Genomic DNA, 20,875 nt, shown 5'->3' with positions numbered 1-20,875 from the left:
GGGGCGAGTGGGTCAGCTGATCGCGAGATAGACCGCGCCGTAGCTCACCAGCGCGATTGCGATACCCGTCAGCGTGGTCAGGACCGTCCGGAGCGCCCGCTCGGTCGTCCCGACCAGCCTGTCGAGGACGGTCCGGAGCGGATACCAGCCGCGAACGGAGGGGTGGGCGACGCCACAGACGCCGCCGACGGCCAGAATGGAACCGACGAACCGATAGGAGAGATGAATCGTCGGCGGCGTCATGACGACGGCCGCAACCCCGTAGGCGACGCCGAGCAGCGCCCGTCGGTCGATCAGTCGGTGGGGCTCGTACTCCAGTTGCCGGGCGACGACGCCGACGGCCAGCGCCACGACTCCCAGTTCGAGCCCGAAGGCACCGAGCAGGTGCAGTGTGGGATCACTGCTCAACAGGATACGTTCGCTCAACAGCGAGACGTTCAGCGGATAGAACAGCGCCGGCGGTTCGCCGGTGACCAGATCGCCCCACGGGTGCGAGGCGATGCCCGCCGTCGCCGCGAGCGCGACGATCCGGGGGCTGAGCGCCAGCCGTGAGCGCGCCGCCTCGGCGAGGACGACCCCGACGAGAACGAACGCACCCACGACGAACGCCCCGACCAGTCCGCTGGTCAGGCCGGCGACCGCGACCAGCGCCGCGAGCACAACCGCCGCCAGCGCCGCCGCTCCGCGTCGCCAGCCGCGCTCGGAGCGCAGCGTCCAGAGTCCGAAGGCCGGGCCGGCGAGGGCGGCGACCACGAGCGAGTGGGTCATCAGTCGATGAGCCTCGTTTGCGGGCCCCCAGAACGCTTCCGGGCGAACGGCGGCCCCGGCGACGAACTTCGTCGGATCGGCCGCAACGGCGGCGTAGAGCACGTCGACATCGGGCAGGGCGGCGAACGCACCGGTCGCGATACCGAGCGCGAAGGCCTGACGGGTGTCCCAGCCTCGCCACTCCGCGATCAGCACCGCGAGGGCGAAGGCCAGAAGCGCGTGTCCGATGAACACAGTTTGCAGAACTTCGGTGTCAATAGATATAAACCTCGCGGCAGGAGTGGGAGCATTTCCCGCGGTAGAGACCCTCTCACCCCAAATTCCCCCTTTCGTGGTGGAAACGCACCGGGATCCTGTTTCGGCCGACTGGCCGCGTCCGGCGACGATTCGAGCGCGCTAAACAGTTCGAACAGAACTGAATCGTCGGAAAATCGCATCAACGGTTTGGTACGTATATTGGTCGTCCACCCCTCCGGTCGGATGGAGCCATGATCACGCACGACAGTTCCGACGGAACGGTCGAACGCGAGACAGTCAGAGCGGTGAGCAAGATTCTGCTCGGTGCGGGGTCGCTGGTCTTCGTCGCGTACCTGCTGACGCTTTTGCCCGGCGTCGGCCGACTCGTTCCGCGCACGCCCGTGACGTTCGCGGCGCTGATCGGGTCCGTCGTCTCGCTGGCCGTCGTCGCACTGCTGTTGTCGGTTGCGCCAAGGCTCGCGGCGCTCGCGCGAATGAGTCTCGACGGACCCGCCGATATCGTCGAAAACGCCGCGTCGCTGGTCTACTGGCTGACCGTGCTCGCGGCGGTGCTGATCGCTCACGCGGGGCTGTCCGGCACGGTCAGGCCGCTCGTCGGCGGCGTCGGCTGGCTGTACGATCTGGTGTTTCTCCTGCTCGCGCTCCCGGCGGTGGCAATCGTCGCCGCGCGCCTGTACGCGAGTCTAGATCCGACCGCGGAGTTGCTTGCCGACCGCGTCGCCGGTAGGAACGAGAGTGCGGCCGGGCCGGACGACCCGTAGCGGATCGCATCGGTTTTCACGCTGGCCCGGCCAGTAACGACATGGACGTTCGGGAGGGGGCCGTCGAAATCGAAGTCCCGGAACAGGAGGACGGCGTCGGTGACGGGGTCTTTTTCAACCCCGTCCAGGAACTCAACCGAGACCTGACGCTCGCCGTCCTGCGCGCCTACCGCGAGCGCGAACCCCGGGCGGAGACGTATCTCGACGCGATGACCGCGAGCGGAATTCGAGGGGTCCGGGCCGCCGCCGACGGCTGGGAGGTGACCTGTTGTGACGTCGACAGCGACGCGCTCGACCTCTGTGAGTCGAACCTCGCACGCAACGACCTCGACGCCGAGACGGTCCAGCGTGATGTCAACGCCCTCCTGCACGAGGAGTACTTCGACGTAGTCGATCTGGATCCGTTCGGGACGCCGATTCCCTTCGCCGACGCCGCCTTTCAGGGGACCCGCAACCTCCTCTGTGTGACCGCGACCGACACGGCACCGCTGTGTGGCGCACACTTCGAGAGCGGCGTCCGCTCCTACAGCGCCGTCCCGCGAAACACCGAGTACCACGCCGAGATGGGGGTGCGGATCCTCCTCTCGGGGCTGGCCCGGACCGGCGCTCGCTACGACATCGCCGTCCGACCGATCCTGACTCACGCCACCAAACACTACGTGCGGACCTACCTCGAACTGGACCGCGGCGCTCGCGACGCCAACGCCGTCGTCGAAGGACTGGGGTTCATCTACCACTGCGAGCACTGTCTGTACCGCGACAGCGAGGCGGGACTGCTCTCCGACCCGCCCGAGGCGTGTCCGAACTGCGGCAGTGCGATAACGACGGCCGGACCGGTCTGGCTGGAGCGCATCTGTGACCCCGAGTTCCTCCCCGCGGTCAAGGCGGCCGTCGGCGGCGAGATGGGCACGGCCGAGCAGGCTCGGGACCTGATCGACCGTCTCGGGGCGGAACTCGACGAGCCAACGCACTACGACCAGCACCGACTCTGTGAGGAGTGGGGCGAGCCCGCGCCCGCGATGGACGACTTCCTGGAGGCGCTGCGAGCGGCCGGATTCGAGGCCTCACGCACCCACTACGGCGGGACGACGTTCAAGACGACAGCCTCGGTTCCGGAGATGCGGACCGCCACGGGGCCGCTGTTCTGAGCGGTCGTTTCTCTTCGAGAAACGCGAGGGAGCTGTTTTTGTGATCGAACTGATAGCGGCGTGTATGTCGGGTGAACCGGTCGGCGTCGGAGACAGCGGAGCGGAGGAACTCAGCGAGAACGTCGTACGGCTCATCGGCGTCGCTTCGAGCGTCGGGAACTTCCTCGCGCTGACGGCGGTCAGTTACTTCCTCTTCGAGAGCAACTGGCTGGTCTTCGGGCTGACGGTCGGGTTGCTCTCGGGCGTCGGATCGTTCTTCCTGCTGCCGTGGCTCCTCCAGCAGCAACAGGAAGCCGAGTCGGAGAGCGACGAGGTCGGGGAAGCGGTCACGGCGGCACACCGCGAGGAGGAGTCAAGCGGCGCCCGAACGGCCGCCTTCGGTGCCGGTCTGGAGGCCGCTGCAATCGGGATGCTCGCCGGTCGACTCGCGTTCGAGGACGTGTTGCTCGGGGGCGGCGCCGGCGTCGCGGCCGGACTCGCCGTGTTCCTGCTCGCGTCGGTACTGTTCGAGTACGCGAACTAATCGAGGACGGCGAGTCTTCCGGTGGCGAAAAAACCGCCCGCCCACTCCTTCGGGTTACTCCTCCTGTGCGTCGACGACCGCCACGCCTGCGAGGTTGACGATGTCTTTCACCTCGTCACCCCGCTGGAGGACGTGGACCGGTTCGTCCATGCCGACGAGCATCGGGCCGATTGCTTCGGCGCCGCCGAGTCGCTGCAGCAGTTTGTAGCCGATATTACCGGAATCCAGGTTCGGGAAGACGAGCACGTTCGCCGGTTCGTCCAGTTCCGAGAACTCGTAGGTGTCGTTGAGGATGTCCTCGACCAGCGCCGTGTCGGCCTGCATCTCGCCGTCGACCGGGAAGTCCACCGCCTCGTCCTCCCGCAGGGAGGCGGCGGCCTCGCGGATCTCCGCCGGCCCCTCCGCGCGGACGGAGCCGAAATCGGAGTACGAGAGCAGCGCGGCGCGGGGTTCGACGTTGAACCGCCTGGCCAGTTCGGCGGTGTGTTTCGTGATCTCCTCGTAGGCGTCCTTGTCGGGGTGCTGGTTGACCGTCGCGTCCGCGATGAAGATCACGCGGTTCTTGAAGGTGAGCATGTAGACGCCGGCCGCGTAGTCGGCGTCGTCGTCGGTACCGATGATCTGCAGCGGCGGTCGCAGCGCCGAGGGGTAGTGGTGCATCAGCCCCGACAGCAGGGCGTCGGCGTCGCCCATCTCGACCATCACGCTGCCGAGGTAGTTGCCGTCCTGGATGAGGTCCTCGGCCTCGCGGCGGGTGACCCCGTCGCGTTTGCGGAGTTCGTGCAGTCGGTCGGCGTAGGGGTCGAGGTTGTCGCCGGTGGGGTCGACAATTTCGGGCTCGAAGCTCAGTCCGAGTCGCTCCATCGTCTCCCAGATCTCCTGCTGGTCGCCCAGCAGAATCGGCTCCGCGATCCCCTGATCGATCAGTTGGTATGCCGCCCGGATCATCTTCTCGTCGTCGCCGTCGGCGAGGACGACCCGCTTGGGGTCGCTTTTGGCCTTGTTGAGGACGACCCGCATCATCTCGCGGGACTTGCCCAGGCGGGCCTCCAGTCGCTCGGTGTACGCCTCCAGGTCGAGTTCGCCCCGGGCCGCGCCGCTTTCCATCGCCGCCTCTGCGACGGCGGGCGCGACCTCGAACAGCACCCGCGGGTCGAGCGGTTTCGGGATGATGTAATCCGGGCCGAACTGCAGCGGATCGTCGCCGTAGGCTTTGACCACGGCGTCGGGCACGTCCTGCCGGGAGAGGTCCGCAAGCGCCTCCGCCGCCGCGACTTTCATCTCCTCGTTGATCTCGGTCGCGCGCGCGTCGAGCGCACCGCGGAAGATGAACGGGAACCCGAGCACGTTGTTGACCTGGTTGGGGTAGTCCGAGCGGCCCGTCGCCATGATGACGGTGTCGTCGCGGGCGGCCTTGGCCGTCTCGTAGTCGATTTCGGGGTCCGGATTGGCCATCGCGAAGATGATCGGATCCTCCGCCATCGAGCGGACCATCTCCTCGTCGACGATACCGCCGACGGAGAGGCCGACGAAGACGTCTGCCCCCTCCATCGCGTCCGCGAGGCCGCCCTCGGGGCGGTCGGTGGCGAACTCCTGTTTGAACTCGTTGACATCGCCGGCCTCGGCCCGCTTCTGGGTGATGATCCCGCCGGAGTCACACATCGTGATCCGGTCTTTGTCCGCCCCCAACGAGACGTAGAACCGGGCCGTAGCGATCGCGCTGGCACCGGCCCCCGAGAAGACGATGTCGAGATCGGAGATGTCCTTGCCGCTGATGTCGACGGCGTTGAGCAGTGCCGCCCCGGAGATGATCGCCGTCCCGTGCTGGTCGTCGTGGAAGACGGGGATGTCCATCTCCTCGCGCAGGCGGGACTCGATCTCGAAACACTCCGGTGCCTTGATGTCTTCGAGGTTGATCCCCCCGAAGGTCGGCTCCATGGCCTTGATCGAAGTGATCATCGCTTCGGGATCCTCGTGGTCGAGTTCGATATCGAAAACGTCGATGTCGGCGAACCGCTTGAACAGCACGCCTTTGCCCTCCATGACTGGTTTGCTGGCCTGTGGGCCGATATCACCGAGGCCGAGTACCGCGCTGCCGTTGGAGACGACGCCCACCATGTTCCCCTTGGTGGTGTAGGTGTAGGCCTGTTCGGCGTCGTCGCGGATCTCCCGGCAGGGCGCGGCGACGCCCGGCGAGTACGCCAGGGAGAGATCACGCTGGGTGTTCGTTGGCTTTGTCGTCGAAATCTCGATCTTCCCGGGCGGATCGTCCCGGTGGTAATCGAGAGCGTCCTCGTCTAGTCCCATGCCAGTATCAGCAGGCGGAGAGCCCAAAAGAGCATCGGAACCCCGGGGCTCGAATCGGGGGGGACGGGCGGGCCGATCCGGGGAGAGACGAATGCCACAATTGAAATATCCGCACTCCTGAGGGTTGGATATGCGTCTTTCATTCCGCCACTACCTGGCTGCGACGACGGTCGGGACGTTCGGGCTCATCCTGCTCGGCGTCTACACCGGCAAGATCGGCGCGGGGTTGACCTGTGCGGGGCGGTGGCCGTTCTGTGACGGCTGGCTCGGGCTCTTCCCGGCGACGTGGCCGAGTTTCGTCGAGTGGTTCCACCGTCTGGTCGCGATGGTCGTCGGGTTCATGATCCTCGGCGCGGGACTGATCGCCTGGCGCGGCGAGTACGACACCCGGATCACCTACGCCCTCGGCGTCGCGGTCGTGATGTTGCCGCTGCAGATCCTGTTCGGCGCGAACACCGTGCTCAACTTCGGCATCACCGCGTCGATGCTCCACCAGACCGCGGCGCAGTTGATCTTCGCCTCGCTCGTCTACGCGACGGCGCTGTCCTTCTGGACCGCCAGCGGGCGCCCCACCGAGAGCACGACAGAAGCAGACACGGAAACCGCAGTCACCGGCGACTGAGAAGCCTCACATAAACTCCGAAAGCCCGGCCTGTTCGTCTTCTTCCGAGGGATCCTCCTCGCTCGTCTCCTCAGCGGCGGCCGGGTCGGACTCCTCGGAGTCGTCCGCCGACTCCGACGCGTCGTGGTCCCCCTCGGCCGTCCCCTCGAAAGCGCCCTGTGAGGCCGCGACGGACGCCGCCTCCCGGAGTTCCTGGGCGTCTTCGACGATCGATTCGACCTTGTTGGTGTTCTTGCCGCTGCCAGTGACGAAGGCGACGTGTTCCTCGTCTAGCTCGTAGCGGGCGGCCATCGCCACCGTCAGTTCGCGGTTCTTGCAGTGGTGAGTCATCACCGCGAGTTGCGGCATGATCTTGCGGCGGGCGGTCGACATGCTCACGCCGTTGGCCTCGGCGATTTTCCGGGCGATGTAATCGCGCTTGTCTCGCGTGCCCCGCGAGCGGCCGAGTTTCGACCAGTAGCTCGGCGGGCCGTAGCGGGTCCATCCGCCTTTCTCCTCGCGGCGGGCGGCGGCCACGCCCGCGGTCATGTTGTCCCCGGCGTAGCGCCAAAACGAGTAGTTCTGCGTGGCGCGAACGCGCCCGAGCCAGCGGTCGGCGTTCGCCAGGAAGTCGTAGGCGACGACGAGTTCCTCGCCGTGGTAGTCTTTGGGCATGTTGTCCTCGATCCAGTTGATCAGATCGTCCGGGGTCTCGTCGACGTCGTAGCTGGCCTCCAAGGCCTCCTGCGGTCCCGCGTTTTTGATCACGGTGTCGAGGTAGTCGAACACGCCCTCGGTGGTGTCGCGCTCGCTGGTGACGACATCCTCGGGCGTGAGTCGGTCCTTCCCTTCGGCGAGCGCTTGCAGATCCTTGATCGCGCCGCGCAGGTCGCCGCTGTTGGTCTCCGCGATCTGTTCGAGCGCCTCGGAGTCGAACTCGATTCCCTCTTTGCGGCAGAGATCACGCAGGACGGGAAGAATCGAGCGTTTCGAGACGCCGCGGAACTCGATGTCCTCGCAGGCGTTGCGGAGGCCGTTCGACATCTCGTAGAAGTCGTTCGCGATGAGAATCATCGGCTGGCTGGCCTCCTTGACGAGGCTGGTGATCGCCCGGGAGCCACCGCGGTCGGCGTTGCCGTGAATGTTGTCGGCCTCGTCCATGATGAGCAGACGGCGACCGCCGCCACCCCCGGTGAGCGTTCCGCTCTTTGCGGCCTCGCCGGCGACCCGTTCGATCACGTCTTTCGTCCGGGAGTCCGAGGCGTTCAGTTCGATGGTCGGCCAGCCCTTGTCCGCGGCCAGGGCGTGCGCCGCCGAGGTCTTCCCGATCCCCGGCGGCCCGTGGAGGATGACCGCCTTGCGGTGGTCGTCCCAGGTCTCGGCCCACTCCCGCAAGGCGTCACGGGCTTTGTCGTTGCCCCGCAGTTCCGACAGCGAACTGGGGCGGTACTTCTCCGTCCAGTCGGTCATTACCGGGACAAGGTGCGAAGCGCGTTTAGTGGTTGCGGAGCCACCGACCCGCCCCCGCTGTGAGGGGGTAAGTGAAAATATAGTATTTGTTAACAGTAATATCGAATGAAGATACGCGCCGTCGTTTCGACATGTTTACGGCGAGGGCTGAGGGAGATGCAACCATGGCAAAAGTAAGCATCGTCGGTGCGGCAGGCACCGTCGGCGCGGCAGCAGGGTACACGATTGCACTGGAAGATATCGCCGACGAGGTCGTCTTCGTCGACATTCCCGAGCAGGAGGACGTGACCGTCGGACAGGCGGCCGACACCAACCACGGCATCGCCTACGACTCGAACACCGAGGTTCGACAGGGCGATTACGCCGACACCGCCGGCTCCGATGTCGTCGTCATCACAGCGGGACTGCCGCGCAGTCCGGGCGACACGCGGCTTGATCTGGCCGACGACAACGCCCCGATCATGGAGGACATTCAGGATTCGCTCGCGGAGCACAGCGACGACTTCATCACCGTCACCACCTCGAACCCGGTCGACCTCCTCAACCGGCACCTCTACGAGGCCGGCGACCGCGACCGGAGCAAAGTCATCGGCTTCGGCGGCCGACTCGACTCCGCCCGCTTCCGCTACGTACTCTCCGAGCGCTTCGACACGCCGGTCGGCAACGTCGAGGCGACGATTCTGGGCGAGCACGGCGACGCGCAGGTTCCGGTCTTCTCGAAGGTCCGCGTCGACGGCACGGATCCGGAGTTCACCGAGGACGAACAGGAGGAGATTCTCGCGGATCTGCAGGAAAGCGCCATGAACGTCATCGAGCGCAAGGGCGCGACCGAGTGGGGTCCCGCCCGCGGTGTCACCCACATCGTCGACGCGATTCTCAACGACACCGGCGAAGTGCTCCCGTGTTCGATCCCGCTTGACGGCGAGTACGGTCACGAGGGCGTCGGCTTCGGTGTCCCGGTCCGACTCGGGGAGAACGGCGTCGAAGAGGTCATCGAGTGGGAACTCACCGAGTTCGAGCGCGAGCAGATGCAGGAGGCCGCCGACAAACTCTCCGAGCAGTACGAGAAGATCAGCTAACGAACGCCTCGGGACTCTCGACAGCGTCGGTACAGAACGGACAGCCGTTTTGCAGTACCGCTTCGCGCATCGCCGGTGAGACGTTCATCCGCTCCCCACACCCCGGACAGACGAACGCCCGCGTGTCGCTTGCGTGCATACACAGAGACAGGTACTGTTCTTCCAAAGTAGCCCCTCCCGAGTATCCGGGCCAGTTTAAGTGGCTCCCGTCGGCACCCGGTCAGTCGGACGCCGGCTGGTCGGGAATCCAGAGGTCGACCCGGGCGCCGTCGGGTCCGTCGCCGAACGACGCCGTACCGCCGCAGGCGGTCGCCGCCCAGGAGATGAGCCACAGTCCCATGCTGCTTCCGTGTTCGGTCGCCGTCTCCCGGCCGCGGCGGATCACGTCCACCTCCACCTGTGGAATCCCGGGGCCGTTGTCGTCGACCCGGATATGGACTCCTGCACCGGTATCGACTGTCCGGATGCGAATCCACGGACGGCCATCGGTGGTGTGTTCGACGGCGTTTTCGACGATATTTTCGAGAGCAACCGCCAGCAGGTACCGATCTGTCCGTACCGTCGTCGACTCGCCGCTCATCTCGACGGTCCCAGCCGGCGGGACAGTCTCCGCCGTGATCTCGTCGAGTAGTTCGTCGACGTCGACCTCTGTCGGGACCGTGTCGTACTCCAGTGCCCGCTCGATTACCCGGGCTTCTTCGCCTAGCCCGACCAGCGAGTCGACCGCCTCGGCCGTCTTTTCGAGGTGTGTCCTCAGCCCCGGGTCCTCGAGTCGTTCCTCGACGATTCCGGTCCGGGATTTGATGACGCTCAACTCGTTGCGCAGATTGTGCCGCAGAACGCGGTTGAGAACGTCCAGAATCTGTTCGCGCTGCCGCCGGTCAGTCACGTCACGACCGGCGTCAGGCCGACCGGGGGAGTGGTGGAGACGCGCAGACTCACCGGGGCCGTCGTCGGCGTAGATGTGGTCATCCTCGGCGGCGTCGAGCAGGGTGAGAGCGGTACTCGTCAGCCGGACGGTCGGCCTGCCGTCGGACTGCTCGGTGACCGTGCGAACGCCGACAATCCGCTCGCTCTCGTCGGGAACGTCCCGCTCGTGATACGCGAGAACTGTTCCCTCGTCCTCGACGAGGTAGAACACGCGATCTCCGGCATCGGCTTGGAGGTACCGCAGGACGGCCGCGGGGAGATCGACAGCGAGATCCGAACCGGGCTTCGAGACTGCCGACCAGCCGATGGCGGTCGAGTCTGACCGGCTGGCAGTCATCGAGAACCACCGTCCTCGACGCGCTCGATTGCTTCACGAACTTCCAGGTCCGTCGCTCCGCGAGGCTGTCGCTCGGGTGTGTGAGCGAACCGCTGAGAATTGTACCGTAGTTGCCGCGAAACAACGTATTTTGAGAGTCGATAAAACCAGCCGTATAAGGCTTTAGCAAGCCTTTTAGTCGCTATGGGACCGCCCGGATTTGAACCGGGGTCACGGGCACCCAAGGCCCGAAGGATACCAAGCTACCCTACGGTCCCGCATCTACTACTCGCGGCGAGGGAAGTGTAAGCGTTTCGTTGCGGTGCTGGGGTGGGAGCGAACACCACGAGCGGCGAAAAATCGTAAACTGGTTTAGCCCGCGCGGCGACTGGCTCAACATGATCGTTGCAGGGTCGGCCACACAGGGACTGGCGGCCGAACTCGCCGCCGAGACGGGCAGACCGCTCGCCCGGGTCTCCTACGACCGGTTCCCCGACGGCGAACGGAAAGTCCAGGTCGCGGCGGAGGGCGACCGGGCGACCATCGTCGCGTCGACGGTTTCGGATGGAGATTGGGTCGAACTGCTCCAGCTACAGGACGCCCTGACCGAATCGGGCGTCGAGACCGTGACGACCGTCCTGCCGTACATGGGTTACGCCCGCCAGGACAAGGCCTTCGAGGAGGGCGATCCCGTCTCCGCACGGGCGATGGCACGGGCGATCTCCACCGGAAGCGACCGGGTGCTGACGGTCAACCCACACGAAGCCGCCGTCTGTGAGTTTTTCGACGTGCCGACCGAGACCGTCGACGCCGCCGGCCGACTCGCCGCCCCGCTGTCAGAGCTGTCCGATCCGCTGTTTCTCTCGCCGGACGCCGGGGCGATCAGCCTCGCCGAGACGGTTCGGGACGCCTACGGGGCCGGAGCCGTCGATCACTTCGAGAAGACCCGGCACTCCGGCACCGAGGTGGAGATCGAACCGAGCGAGGCCGCCGTCGACGGGCGTGACGTGGTCCTCGTCGACGACATCATCGCGACGGGGTCGACGATGAGTCAGTCCGTCGCGGTGTTGAACGAGCGCGACGCCGCGCGCGTGTTCGTCAGTTGCGTCCATCCCCTGTTGGTCCGGAACGCCCAGTTGAAACTCGCCCGGGCCGGCGTCGAGGCGATCTACGGGACCGACACCATCGAGCGTGGCGTCAGCGAAGTGAGCGCCGCACCCGCGATTGCAGACGCGCTGTGACCAGGCGCCTCCGCTACGAGAACCGGATTCTGCTCGCGCTCGCGCTCGGGTGGGCGACGCTGCAGTGCGGCCGGTTTCTGTTGCCGCCGTTGCTGCCCCGGATCACCGAGACGCTGTCGTTTTCGCCGGCGGGAATCGGGGCGGCGCTGACCGCCTTCGGGTTGGTCTACGCCGTCGTCCAGTATCCCAGCGGCACGTACTCCGATGAACTCTCGCGGGCGACGCTGATCGTCCCCGGATTCGGCGTGCTGGTCGTCGGCTTCGTCGCGATTGCGCTGTCGGTCACCGCCGCGCTGTTCGTCGGCGCGGTCGTCGTCCTCGGGATCGGAAAAGGGCTGTTCGCCAGCCCGTCGCGGGCGCTGCTGGGCGATCTCTTCACCGCTCGCCGGGGGCGGGCGCTCGGGATCTACTCCGCCGGGACGGACGTGGGCGGCGTCCTCGCCTCGGGGCTGGCCGTCGCCGTCCTCGCGACGACGGTGTGGCAAGTCGCGTTTCTGCCGGTGATCGTCGTCCTGACGCTCGTGGGGGTGCTGTACGTACTCTGGAACCGGGAGCCGTACGAGCGGGCACGGGTGGAGCTGAGCCCAGGGGAGACTGCGGGCCGTCTCGTCGCGACGCGCGACCAGCGGGAGACGCTCGTCGCGTTCTCGATATTCTACTTCTTCGTCGGCGGGTTGACCAATTTCTTCCCGACGCTGCTTGTCTCCGGTGGCTTCTCCGAGACGGTTGCGAGCGGGAGTTTCGCGCTGCTGTTCGGGGCCGGGATCCTCGCCAAGCCGGTCGCCGGAGACCTCTCTGATCGGTTCCCTCGGCTGCTGGTCGGCGTCTGTGGCCTGCTCGTCTCGCTGGTCGGCACGGCTCTGGTGTTGGTTGCACCCTCCCTGCCGGTGATCGCGGTCGGGACGGTGCTGACCGCGCTCGGCTACAAATCCGGCTTTCCGATCGCAGATACCGTCGTGATGGAGGCCGCCCCCGACGGGAGTATGGGCAGCGATGTCGGGGCCTCCCGAGCGGTGTTCCTGACGGCGAACGCCCTCGGCCCGGGGTTCGTCGGCATCGTCGCCCAGCAGGCCGGGTTCACGACCGCGTTCTGGGCGCTGGCCGGGAGCCTGCTGATCAGCGTGGCCCTGCTGGCCCGGCAGTACCGCCGACACAGACGCGAGCGCGCACCCGCGGCCCAACCTCGTTAGGTCCTGGCTTTATTCGCGGGCCGAGCGTATCCTGATCTGGAATGTCTGAGTCCGAATACGCGCTGCAGGCGACGCTCGAAGCGAAACCCGAGAAGGCCGAGGAGGTCGAGGAGTTTCTCGAATCGGCACTGCCGATGGCCGAAGACGAGGAGAAGACGACGACGTGGTTCGCGCTGCGATTCGACGACACGACCTTCGGCATCTTCGATACCTTCCCCGACGAGGACGGCCGACAGGCACACCTCGACGGGGAGATTGCCGAGCAACTGATGGCGAACGCCGACGAACTGCTCGCCGAGGAGCCACAGATCGAAGAGGTCGACGTGCTGGCCGCGAAACACTCCGGCTGAGAGTTTCTGCCGGGACTGCTGTCGGCGGGGCCGTCCCGCACAGTCCGCGTTTCTCTCCGCGGGAACCGTGACCACAGACTTAGTGTCGGCCGGACACTTCCGAAGCGATGGAGCGACACTCGCCGCGACGGCCGGCGCTGGTGAGTTGCGGTCTCGTCTGCGCGTCGGTGTTCGTCGAACCCGCGAGTGCAGAGGTCGGCGGGGCCGCAGATCCCAGTTTCGTGCTGCACGAACGACCACTGCTCACTGTGGTCACGATATTCGTTATCGGCACCGCGTTAGTGCTGGTCTCTCCGGAGTACACGGAGGACGTGACGGACACCATCCTGGAGGAACCTGGTAGCTCGTTTGGGGCCGGACTCCTCGGACTGTTCAGTCTGTTCGGGCTGGCGGTGATTCTCGTGCTCAGTCGGATCGGCGTCGTGCTGTTGGTCCCGATAGCGTTCGGGATCGTCGTCGTCGGCGTGATCGGCTATCTCACCGCGGGTCGAGTCGTCGGGGAGACGTGGCCGGCGGCACTGGCAGTCGCCACCGTGCTCGGGGGGTTGTTCTCGGTGATCCCGGTGCTCGGAACGATTGGCGGGTTGGTCGTACTGACGCTCGGTCTCGGAGGCGTGATTGTCCACTGGCAGCGGGGCGGCGGCAGAGAGGGCGGTGCGGGACGAAGCGGGGGCGGCGAGGTACGGATGCCGGGGTCGTAACGCCTCACGGCTCCGACCGCAGGATCGACGCGATTCGATCGAGCGCCCGGGAACAGACGGGCGCGTACCCCGCCGCGACGAGCGGTATCTCGAAGACGACTCGACAGCCTCCAGAAACGGGTTCGACCCGGTGGCCGGTGGCCGGGATCTTCGCCACGCGCCAACTCCACCGCCCCGCTCGCCCGGCCGTCGGCTCCCGGCAGGCCGTGATCTCGAAAAAGATCCACACGCCGCCGGGCACCCTGACGCGGCCGGTCGTCCCCTCGCTGATCCGCGCCGCCGCGCAGTCGACGGCCCGGACGCTCGGCCCCCACTCCGGCCAGCGGTCCGGCGTGACGAGCAGGTCCCACGCGCTCGCGGGGTCGGCGTCGATCCGCCGGTCGACCTCCAGACGACGACCGTCGGGCGTGCGAACGACGTTCATCAGATTTCGATCTCCAGGCCGTCGTGGGCGAACTCGACGCCCTCGTAGCCGTCGGTCGAGGCGAGTTCCGCGAAGTGGTCGTGGCTGCGGGCGGTGAAGTGTTCGATCTCGGTCAGCAGCGTTCGGTCGGGATCGAGGCGGTCGATCCGGGCCATGACCTCCTCGTGGCCGAGTTCGTCGGCGAGAAAGGACAGATCCGCTTCGGTCAGGATCCGCTCGCCGTCGGGGCCGCGCTCGAAGTAGCCACACTCGAAGACCGCGAGATCGATCTCCTCTGGGAGTCGGTCCTCCTCCAGATACCGGGAGTCGTCGGAGGCGATCAGCACCGTCTGCTCGCCGCGAGTGATCTCGAAGGCCGTCGCGTCTTCTTCCTCGCCTTCGAGGGCGTAGGGAATCGAGCGGACTGTCGTCCCGTCGATCCGCAGGGGGCCGTCGTCCAGGAAGGTCACGTCGAAAAACCCCTGCTGGCGGAAGTGGTCGATCTGACCGAAGACCTCGCGGGTGCGCTCGTAGACCGCCTCGGTCGTGACCAGTGTCGGGCCGCCCGCGGCGACGGCGTCGAGCAGTCCGTCGTGAGCGCTCAGATCCCGCGACTGAACCAGTCGGAGACCGTTGACGTGGTCTGGGTGCCAGTGGGTGAGGAGGATGTACTCGAGTGCCTCGACTCGCTCGCGGTTCAGCGCCCGGAAGGCGAACTCCGGGGCGTCGATCAGCGCCGCCGACTCGGGGAGATACAGCGAGTTGCCGCCGCGGGCGTAGGGGACGCCTTCGGAGCGGGCCTGTTTGCAGACGGCACAGCGACAGGTCGGTGTCGGGATGGGCGTGTTGCCGCCCGATCCGAGAACGAGCACGCGCATAGCGGGGGTTCGACCGGTCGGGTGTTAGAGCTTCGGGGCGGTCCGGAGCAACAGCCACACGGGGACGAGCAACAGCGCACCGCCGAGAAACGGCGACCAGTAGGCCCCGACGTAGGCGGCGGCAGCGACCGGGGGCCCGATAGTCCGGCCGAGACTGCCGGCCGCCTGCGTGACGCCGAACGCCGAGCCCTGGGCGTCCGCGGCCGTCGCCTGCGAGACCAGCGACGCCAGGCCGACCGTGATCGCACCGTTGCCGAAAGAAGTCAACGCGCCGAAGGCTAGCAGGACGACGAGCCCGCCGGTCAGCCACTCCGGACCGGCCGTCGACAGCGCCGCGGTGCCCGCGAGCGGCGAGGCCGCGACGAGGACGAGCGCGACGAACAGCGAGACGACGCCGACCCGGACGACCTGCCTGACCCCGATCCGCCGGGAGAGCCGACCGACGAGAAATCCCTGGTTGACGATGCCGAGTGCGCCGATGTACGCGAGAAACAGCGCCGCGTCGGTGGCGTCGTAGCCGAAGAAATCGGCCACGAACGGAACGAACATCACCGTCAGGCCGGCGAACGCGAGCGAACTCAAAAAGAAGGCGACGACCAGCGGTCGGAGCGCGGCGTCGGACAGCGCCGAGCGGAACTGGCCGACGAAGGTCACCTTCCGGGCCGGCGAGCGCGGCCGGTCGGGCTCTTCGAGGACGACCGCCGCCGCCGCGAGCGCGAGAAAGGAGAAGCCCGCGGCGGCGAAACTCGGCAGGGAAAACGGCGTCACGGGAACGACGGCGGGGACGAACCGACCGGCGAGGGAGACGGCCGCCGGACTCGCGAGCAGCCCACCGATGGCCGGTCCGAAGACGAAACCGAGACCGAAGGCCGCCCCGACCAGACCGAGAGCGGCGGGGCGATCTGCCGGCGGCGTCACGTCCGCGATGTACGCCTGTGCCGCGGCGATGTTTCCGCCCGCGGCTCCCGCCAACAGACGGGCGCCGAACAGCACGACGAGTCCGAGAGTCGTCCCGTACGCGGAGCCGATCTCCGCCGCGACGCCGAAGACCAGCCAGGCGATACCGGCGACGCCGACCGAGAGCATGAGCACCGGTCGCCGGCCGCGCTGGTCGGAGATCCGCCCGAGCGCCGGTGCGGCGGCGAACTGTGCGAGCGAGTACGAGGCCGCCAGCAGGCCGATGAACACGTCGCTCACGCCGAAGGAACGGACGTAGAAGGGAAGAATCGGGATGATGATGCCGAACCCGAGCAGGTCAACGAAGACGATGGCGACGACGGCGGCGACGCGGCGGCGTGCGCTGTCGGGAAGTGTGGCGTCGGTGTCGGCGCCCGTCGTCGCCTGGCGAGCACTCACGAGGCTGGCTTCGACCCGGAGCGGTATCTGGCTGTCGGCTGGCGCGGACACCCACGTTTTTATCCGGTGGCTGTGTCACCGACACCGATGACAGCGCCGTTCGATCTGGTCCTGATGACCGACGACCACAGCGAGATCGATTCGATCGCCGAACAGGCAAAACTGGCCGAAGAACACGGCTTCGCGAACGTGACGATGGGCGAGACAACCGGGTGGAACATCGTCCCGGTCCTGACGGTCATCGCCGAGCGCACCGACGAGATCGGCATCACCGACGACGTGCTCTCGCCGTACGCCCGTGCCCCGACGGTGTACGCCCAGACCGCGCTGACGATGGACGAGATCACCGACGGCCGGTTTCGGCTCGGACTCGGGACGAGTTCGCCCGCCCTGGCCGAGCGCTGGCACGGCGGGGAGTTCGACCGCCCGCTCCGGCGACTCCGCGAGACCATCGACATCGTCCACGAGGTCTACGAGGGCGGATCGGTCACCTACGACGGCGAGATCTACGATCTCGGCGGACTGAGCTACGAGCGCTCGATTCCGGACCAGCCGCCGGCAATCGACGTGGCGGCGCTCGGACCGAAAGGGACCGAACTGACCGGGCGGTTCGCCGACGGCTGGGTACCGCAACTGTTCACCGTCGAGGGACTCGAAGACCGGCTGGCGGATCTACGGCGCGGGGCGGAGTTGGGCGAGCGCTCGGCCGAAGAGATCCGGGTCAGCCCGCTGATCCGCACGTTCGCCAGCGAGGACCCCGACCGCGCCCGCGCGGTCGCGAAGCAGATGATCTCCTTTCTGATCGGCGCGTACGGACCGTTCTACGGCAATTCGATTGCGGAGCAGGGATACGAGGACACCGTCGCCGAGATTCGGGATCTGTGGGAGAATCGGGACACGGCGGCGATGGCCGAGGCGCTGCCGGACGACCTGCTCGATTCGGTGGCCGCCGTCGGAACGCCAGAAGACGTGCGGTCGAAACTCGACACCTTCGCCGACATCGAGGGCGTCGACGCGATCCGACTCGGGTTCGTCAGCGGGATGAGCCAGGAAGACAAGGAGTTCACGATGACGGCGGTCGAGCCGATGATCGAGTAGCCTGCGGGCCGGGGCGCGTGGGCAGGGAGTCGGGGGATCCCAAAACATACCTCCGGGCCGCACCTCCGGGGAGTATGTCGAAGTACAACTACACGATTTTCCGCGTCTGGGGGATCCCCATCAGGATCAACATCTCCCTGCTGGTGTTTCTCCCGATTCTGGCGTTTCTGATCGGCAGCGGCGAGCAGATCGAGGCCTACTCGCGAGTGATTACGGGGCTGACCCCGGCGACGGTCGATCCGGCGGCGCTGTCGGGACCGGAGGACAGGTGGCTGATCGGGACCGTCTCGGCGGTTGCGCTGTTCGGCAGCGTCACCTTCCACGAACTCGGCCACGCGTGGGCCGCGATGCACTACGAGATCGAAGTGGAGTCGATCACGCTGTGGTTGCTCGGCGGACTCGCGAGTCTGTCGAGTATGCCCGACGAGTGGGACCGGGAGTTCTGGATCGCCATCGCCGGCCCGGCGTCGAGTCTCCTGCTCGCTGGCGCCGCGCTCGCGGTGCTGGTCGTGCTCCCGGAGTCGGCGGTACTGCCCGTCTACTGCGTCGGCTTTCTCGCGGTGATGAACGTCTTCCTGGCCGCGTTCAACATGCTCCCGGCCTTTCCGATGGACGGCGGTCGCGTGCTGCGGGCGCTTCTGGCCCGCAACCGCTCGTACGTCAGCGCGACCCGGACGGCCGCGAGCGTCGGAACGATCTTCGCGCTGCTCTTTCTCGGCGTGGGGATCATCACGTTCAGCCCCCTGCTTTTGATCCTGGCGCTGTTCGTCCACGTCGCGGCGACCAACGAGTCCCGGTCGGTCGTCATCGCGGGGCTGCTCTCGGATCTCACCGTGGCGGATCTCGTCAGCGATCAGGAGCCGTTGCCGGCAGACACCACCGTCGAGGCCGCACTGGATCGACTGTTCGCCAGCCGGCGATCCGAACTCCCGGTCGTCGACGGCGACGGCGACATCGTCGGCGTCGTGACAACGGGCGAGTTGCGGTCGGTGCCGACCGACAGGTTCGCGACGACCGCGGTCGGGTCGGTGGCGACCGACGAGGTGCCGCGGATCGACGGGCGGGCGGCCGCCGTCGACGGACTGTACGAACTGATCGGGAGCGACTCTCCGGTCGCGCTCGTGGAGTGGGACGGCCGACCGATCGGGCTGATCTCCCGGCCGGACTTCACTAGCGCGTTGAATATGCGACGGGAGACCGGCGCGTTCTGAACCGACGACTTTTCGATCCTGTCCGCCCGTGTTCGGAGCGAAGCGATGAGCGAGTACCAGACGCCAATCGGGCCGCTCTTCGAACTCCAGCGGGAGACGCTCAAACGCGGCGCAGACCTCTTGGAGCTACCGCGGTCGGTCCACAGCGAGGTCACGGCGGAGGGGCTGTCTGCCAGCGAGGAGGCCGGGCGACAACTGCTCGAACTGGGCCGGGGGTCCGTCCATCGGTCGCTGGCCGTCGCGGAGTGTGTGCAGGGGTCGACGGATAACGGACTGCACGGGACGGTCGATACCGTCTTCGACGGGCTACGAGAGCAGCAGGGAGAACTGTACACCGCCGTCGAACAGAGCCACGAACGGACGGAGCGGGCGGCGATGACCCGCGGGGCCGAACAACTGACCATCGCGCTCGATCTGAACCGAACGCTCGAAGCACAGCTAGTCGGCGGACTCGAAGAACTCGACGGGCGGGGCGGCGACGTGGCTGCGGAACTCACCGAGCGGATCGAGGCGCTGGGCAAACACCTCGACGGCGGCCGGAGACGAGACCGCGACCAGGAGACGAGACGGAGACCGGTGCGTGGGAAGCGGGACTGAACCGACCGAAAACAAAATAAATCGAGAGAAGCGCCCTCGGGGGGTTATTCCGCGAGGTTCGCGAGCAGGTGAGAGACGTGCAGGCGGTCGTTGGTCCCCTCGTGGAGATCCATATCGATCTCGCCGGCGAGGCGGTGGAGTTCCGCCAGTTGGTCGCCGGAGTACCGAGAGCGGGCCACCGCGAGGACGTCTTCGAGGACTTCGCTGCCGCTGTATCCCTCGTCGACGAGCAACTCGTCCAGCGTCGAGCGGGCGTCGGTGAACTCGCCGGCCTCCGCGTCGGCGATCATCTCCTGGACGCGCTCGTCGATGCCCAGTGAGGACAGCGTCTCGTAGGCGGCGTTCATCGTGATCTCACCCTCCTGCTCGTGTGTCGTCTGCGCGTTCAGAATGGCCTGTCGGAGGTCGCCGTCGGCCGCGCCGGCGATGTATTCGAGGCCCTCGTCGTCGTAGGCGGCGTCCTCGGCCTCGGCAATCTCTTCGAGGACACCGATGATCTCGTCCTGTGTCGGCGCACGGACCGGAATCGGGAAACACCGCGAGCGGATCGGCGCGATCAGCGCGGAGGGCTGGCGGGTCGTGATGACGAACTGACTGGCCTCGTAGTACTGCTCCATCACCCGGCGCAACGCCTGCTGGAAGTCCTCCCGCATCGCCTCGGCGTTGTCCAGTACCACCGTCTTGTACTCGCCGGTCGCGGGGGAGTAGCTGGCCGACTCCTTGAGGACGTGGTTGATCAGATCGGCCTTCGAGGAGTTCCGGCGGCGCTTGGCGTCGATGAAGCGACTGAACCGCGGGTCCTCTGCGATCTCCTTTTTCGTGGAATCGAAGAAGTCGGCGACGTTGATCTCGATCCGGTCGGCGTCGGGGGTGTCGTGGGCCGCCCGGGTGAGCGCGCGGACGGCGGCGGTCTTGCCGCTGCCCGCCGGACCGTGGACCACGAGATTCATCGGCTCCTCCAGCGCCCGCTCGAAGTGATCGCGTACCTCCGCCTGCGGCAACTCCTCGATGGTCGGCGCGTGCCGTTCGGTCCAGAGTGGCCCCTCCATTAGCGTGGGGTTAGCGGGCCGGTGGTACAAATCTTCCCTTCGATTACCGGTGGACCCGGCCGCGCGGTTCGTACTCCATCTCCGTCCGGACGGTCTCGGCCACCTCGCTGCCGAACTCCCGGTCGACGAGGTGGACGGCCAGATCCAGCCCCGAGGTAACGCCGCCGGCGGTCAGTACGTCGCCGTCGTCGACGACCCGCGCGTCGACGACCTCCGCGTCGGTCGCTCGGAGGTCAGCGAGTGCGCCCGCGTGGGTGACCGCCGGGCGGCCGTCGAGAACCCCGGCACGGGCGAGGAGCATCCCGCCGGTGCAGACCCCGGCGACAGAGACCCCCTCGTCGTGGAGGGCGCGGATCCGCTGGGGGATCGTCCCCTCCTCTGCGGCCGACCACGCGCCCGCTGTCGAGCGGTCGTTCCATCCGCCGCCGGGCACGACCAGCAGATCCGGTTCGACGGCGTCGAGCGGACCGTCGGGCTGGATCGTCAGATCGTGGCTGGCCGTCACCGGGTCGGTAGCCTCGATGGTCCGGAGCGAGACCGAACAGTCCGCGCCGGCGTCGGCGGCGTTCTCGAAGACCTCGTAGGGACCGATAGCGTCGAGTTCGTCGAAGCCGCCGTAGACGAGAATTGCGACCTCCAT

At 67.0% G+C, this 20,875-nt stretch carries 22 protein-coding genes and 1 tRNA gene; 12 read left to right on the top strand and 11 right to left on the bottom strand.

Annotated elements, in window-relative coordinates:
* Positions 1–12: 12 nt before the first annotated feature.
* Positions 13–1,002: a metal-dependent hydrolase gene (locus GRX03_RS00325; RefSeq protein WP_159762219.1), complete on the bottom strand. Its 990-nt coding sequence runs from the start codon at positions 1,000–1,002 to the stop codon at positions 13–15.
* Between the two features lie 254 nt (positions 1,003–1,256).
* Between GRX03_RS00325 and GRX03_RS00320 the strand changes: the two genes are divergently transcribed.
* The 3 genes from GRX03_RS00320 to GRX03_RS00310 all read left to right on the top strand — a co-directional run bounded on the left by GRX03_RS00320 (position 1,257) and on the right by GRX03_RS00310 (position 3,458).
* Positions 1,257–1,787, top strand: coding sequence for a hypothetical protein (locus GRX03_RS00320; protein WP_159762218.1), 531 nt, complete (start codon positions 1,257–1,259; stop codon positions 1,785–1,787).
* A gap of 41 nt (positions 1,788–1,828) precedes the next feature.
* Positions 1,829–2,935: a tRNA (guanine(26)-N(2))-dimethyltransferase gene (locus GRX03_RS00315; protein WP_159762217.1), complete on the top strand. Its 1,107-nt coding sequence runs from the start codon at positions 1,829–1,831 to the stop codon at positions 2,933–2,935.
* A 64-nt stretch (positions 2,936–2,999) separates the two neighbouring features.
* Positions 3,000–3,458 carry a hypothetical protein gene (locus GRX03_RS00310; RefSeq protein ID WP_159762216.1) on the top strand — a complete coding sequence of 153 codons (459 nt, stop codon included), beginning with the start codon at positions 3,000–3,002 and terminating at the stop codon, positions 3,456–3,458.
* 54 nt (positions 3,459–3,512) lie between these two features.
* Here the strand turns inward: GRX03_RS00310 and GRX03_RS00305 are convergent, their stop codons facing one another.
* Positions 3,513–5,765 carry an NADP-dependent malic enzyme gene (locus tag GRX03_RS00305; RefSeq protein WP_159762215.1) on the bottom strand — a complete coding sequence of 751 codons (2,253 nt, stop codon included), beginning with the start codon at positions 5,763–5,765 and terminating at the stop codon, positions 3,513–3,515.
* Between the two features lie 130 nt (positions 5,766–5,895).
* Between GRX03_RS00305 and GRX03_RS00300 the strand changes: the two genes are divergently transcribed.
* Positions 5,896–6,387: a cytochrome AA3 biosynthesis protein gene (locus GRX03_RS00300; RefSeq protein ID WP_233739751.1), complete on the top strand. Its 492-nt coding sequence runs from the start codon at positions 5,896–5,898 to the stop codon at positions 6,385–6,387.
* Between the two features lie 6 nt (positions 6,388–6,393).
* On the opposite strand, the gene GRX03_RS00295 is transcribed toward GRX03_RS00300, so the two are convergent.
* Positions 6,394–7,836 carry a replication factor C large subunit gene (locus GRX03_RS00295; protein WP_159762214.1) on the bottom strand — a complete coding sequence of 481 codons (1,443 nt, stop codon included), beginning with the start codon at positions 7,834–7,836 and terminating at the stop codon, positions 6,394–6,396.
* Positions 7,837–8,000: 164 nt separating this feature from the next.
* On the opposite strand from GRX03_RS00295, the gene mdh reads away from it, so the two are divergent.
* Complete coding sequence (gene mdh, locus GRX03_RS00290; protein WP_159762213.1) at positions 8,001–8,915, top strand: malate dehydrogenase; 915 nt, start codon at positions 8,001–8,003, stop codon at positions 8,913–8,915.
* Here mdh and GRX03_RS16445 read toward each other — a convergent pair.
* The 3 genes from GRX03_RS16445 to GRX03_RS00280 all read right to left on the bottom strand — a co-directional run bounded on the left by GRX03_RS16445 (position 8,908) and on the right by GRX03_RS00280 (position 10,439).
* Positions 8,908–9,054: a DUF7560 family zinc ribbon protein gene (locus tag GRX03_RS16445; RefSeq protein WP_201289143.1), complete on the bottom strand. Its 147-nt coding sequence runs from the start codon at positions 9,052–9,054 to the stop codon at positions 8,908–8,910. The two genes, mdh and GRX03_RS16445, sit on opposite strands and share 8 nt — an antisense overlap.
* Before the next feature lie 81 nt (positions 9,055–9,135).
* Positions 9,136–10,182, bottom strand: coding sequence for a sensor histidine kinase (locus tag GRX03_RS00285; RefSeq protein WP_159762212.1), 1,047 nt, complete (start codon positions 10,180–10,182; stop codon positions 9,136–9,138).
* Between the two features lie 184 nt (positions 10,183–10,366).
* Positions 10,367–10,439: transfer RNA gene (locus tag GRX03_RS00280), tRNA-Pro, on the bottom strand.
* 120 nt (positions 10,440–10,559) lie between these two features.
* On the opposite strand from GRX03_RS00280, the gene GRX03_RS00275 reads away from it, so the two are divergent.
* The 4 genes from GRX03_RS00275 to GRX03_RS00260 all read left to right on the top strand — a co-directional run bounded on the left by GRX03_RS00275 (position 10,560) and on the right by GRX03_RS00260 (position 13,643).
* A complete protein-coding gene (locus GRX03_RS00275) occupies positions 10,560–11,402 on the top strand; it encodes a ribose-phosphate diphosphokinase (RefSeq protein WP_159762211.1) in 843 nt (280 codons plus the stop codon).
* Complete coding sequence (locus GRX03_RS00270; protein ID WP_201289142.1) at positions 11,399–12,592, top strand: MFS transporter; 1,194 nt, start codon at positions 11,399–11,401, stop codon at positions 12,590–12,592. Before GRX03_RS00275 ends, GRX03_RS00270 begins: the two co-directional genes overlap by 4 nt.
* 41 nt (positions 12,593–12,633) lie before the next feature.
* Positions 12,634–12,942 carry a putative quinol monooxygenase gene (locus tag GRX03_RS00265; protein ID WP_159762210.1) on the top strand — a complete coding sequence of 103 codons (309 nt, stop codon included), beginning with the start codon at positions 12,634–12,636 and terminating at the stop codon, positions 12,940–12,942.
* 107 nt (positions 12,943–13,049) lie between these two features.
* On the top strand, positions 13,050–13,643 hold the full coding sequence (locus GRX03_RS00260) for a hypothetical protein (RefSeq protein WP_159762209.1): 594 nt from the start codon (positions 13,050–13,052) through the stop codon (positions 13,641–13,643).
* A gap of 4 nt (positions 13,644–13,647) precedes the next feature.
* Here GRX03_RS00260 and GRX03_RS00255 read toward each other — a convergent pair whose 3' ends face one another.
* Genes GRX03_RS00255 through GRX03_RS00245 form a run of 3 tightly spaced genes read right to left on the bottom strand, consistent with a single transcriptional unit; the run spans position 13,648 to position 16,280 of the window.
* Positions 13,648–14,067 (bottom strand): SRPBCC family protein, encoded by a 420-nt coding sequence (locus GRX03_RS00255; RefSeq protein ID WP_159762208.1) that lies wholly within the window; start codon positions 14,065–14,067, stop codon positions 13,648–13,650.
* Complete coding sequence (locus GRX03_RS00250) at positions 14,067–14,924, bottom strand: MBL fold metallo-hydrolase (protein ID WP_159762207.1); 858 nt, start codon at positions 14,922–14,924, stop codon at positions 14,067–14,069. The genes GRX03_RS00255 and GRX03_RS00250 overlap by 1 nt, the downstream gene beginning before the upstream one ends.
* Before the next feature lie 24 nt (positions 14,925–14,948).
* The gene (locus tag GRX03_RS00245) at positions 14,949–16,280 is read right to left on the bottom strand and encodes an MFS transporter (protein ID WP_368277879.1); all 1,332 of its coding nucleotides are present in this window, start codon (positions 16,278–16,280) and stop codon (positions 14,949–14,951) included.
* A gap of 87 nt (positions 16,281–16,367) precedes the next feature.
* Here GRX03_RS00245 and GRX03_RS00240 point away from each other — a divergent pair, with 87 nt between their 5' ends.
* The 3 genes from GRX03_RS00240 to GRX03_RS00230 all read left to right on the top strand — a co-directional run bounded on the left by GRX03_RS00240 (position 16,368) and on the right by GRX03_RS00230 (position 19,186).
* The gene (locus tag GRX03_RS00240) at positions 16,368–17,378 is read left to right on the top strand and encodes a TIGR04024 family LLM class F420-dependent oxidoreductase (protein ID WP_159762206.1); all 1,011 of its coding nucleotides are present in this window, start codon (positions 16,368–16,370) and stop codon (positions 17,376–17,378) included.
* Between the two features lie 74 nt (positions 17,379–17,452).
* Positions 17,453–18,589: a site-2 protease family protein gene (locus tag GRX03_RS00235; protein WP_159762205.1), complete on the top strand. Its 1,137-nt coding sequence runs from the start codon at positions 17,453–17,455 to the stop codon at positions 18,587–18,589.
* Positions 18,590–18,634: 45 nt separating this feature from the next.
* The gene (locus tag GRX03_RS00230; protein ID WP_159762204.1) at positions 18,635–19,186 is read left to right on the top strand and encodes a hypothetical protein; all 552 of its coding nucleotides are present in this window, start codon (positions 18,635–18,637) and stop codon (positions 19,184–19,186) included.
* A 44-nt stretch (positions 19,187–19,230) separates the two neighbouring features.
* On the opposite strand, the gene GRX03_RS00225 is transcribed toward GRX03_RS00230, so the two are convergent.
* Together GRX03_RS00225 and GRX03_RS00220 are read right to left on the bottom strand one after the other, a co-directional pair.
* On the bottom strand, positions 19,231–20,235 hold the full coding sequence (locus GRX03_RS00225; protein ID WP_159762203.1) for an AAA family ATPase: 1,005 nt from the start codon (positions 20,233–20,235) through the stop codon (positions 19,231–19,233).
* Between the two features lie 43 nt (positions 20,236–20,278).
* Positions 20,279–20,875 (bottom strand): DJ-1/PfpI family protein, encoded by a 597-nt coding sequence (locus GRX03_RS00220; protein ID WP_159762202.1) that lies wholly within the window; start codon positions 20,873–20,875, stop codon positions 20,279–20,281.

This window comes from Halovenus carboxidivorans (assembly GCF_009831575.1).
Classification (GTDB): domain Archaea; phylum Halobacteriota; class Halobacteria; order Halobacteriales; family Haloarculaceae; genus Halovenus; species Halovenus carboxidivorans.
The sequence above is the reverse complement of the archived record's forward strand: the minus strand, read 5'-3'. Positions and strand labels throughout refer to the sequence as shown.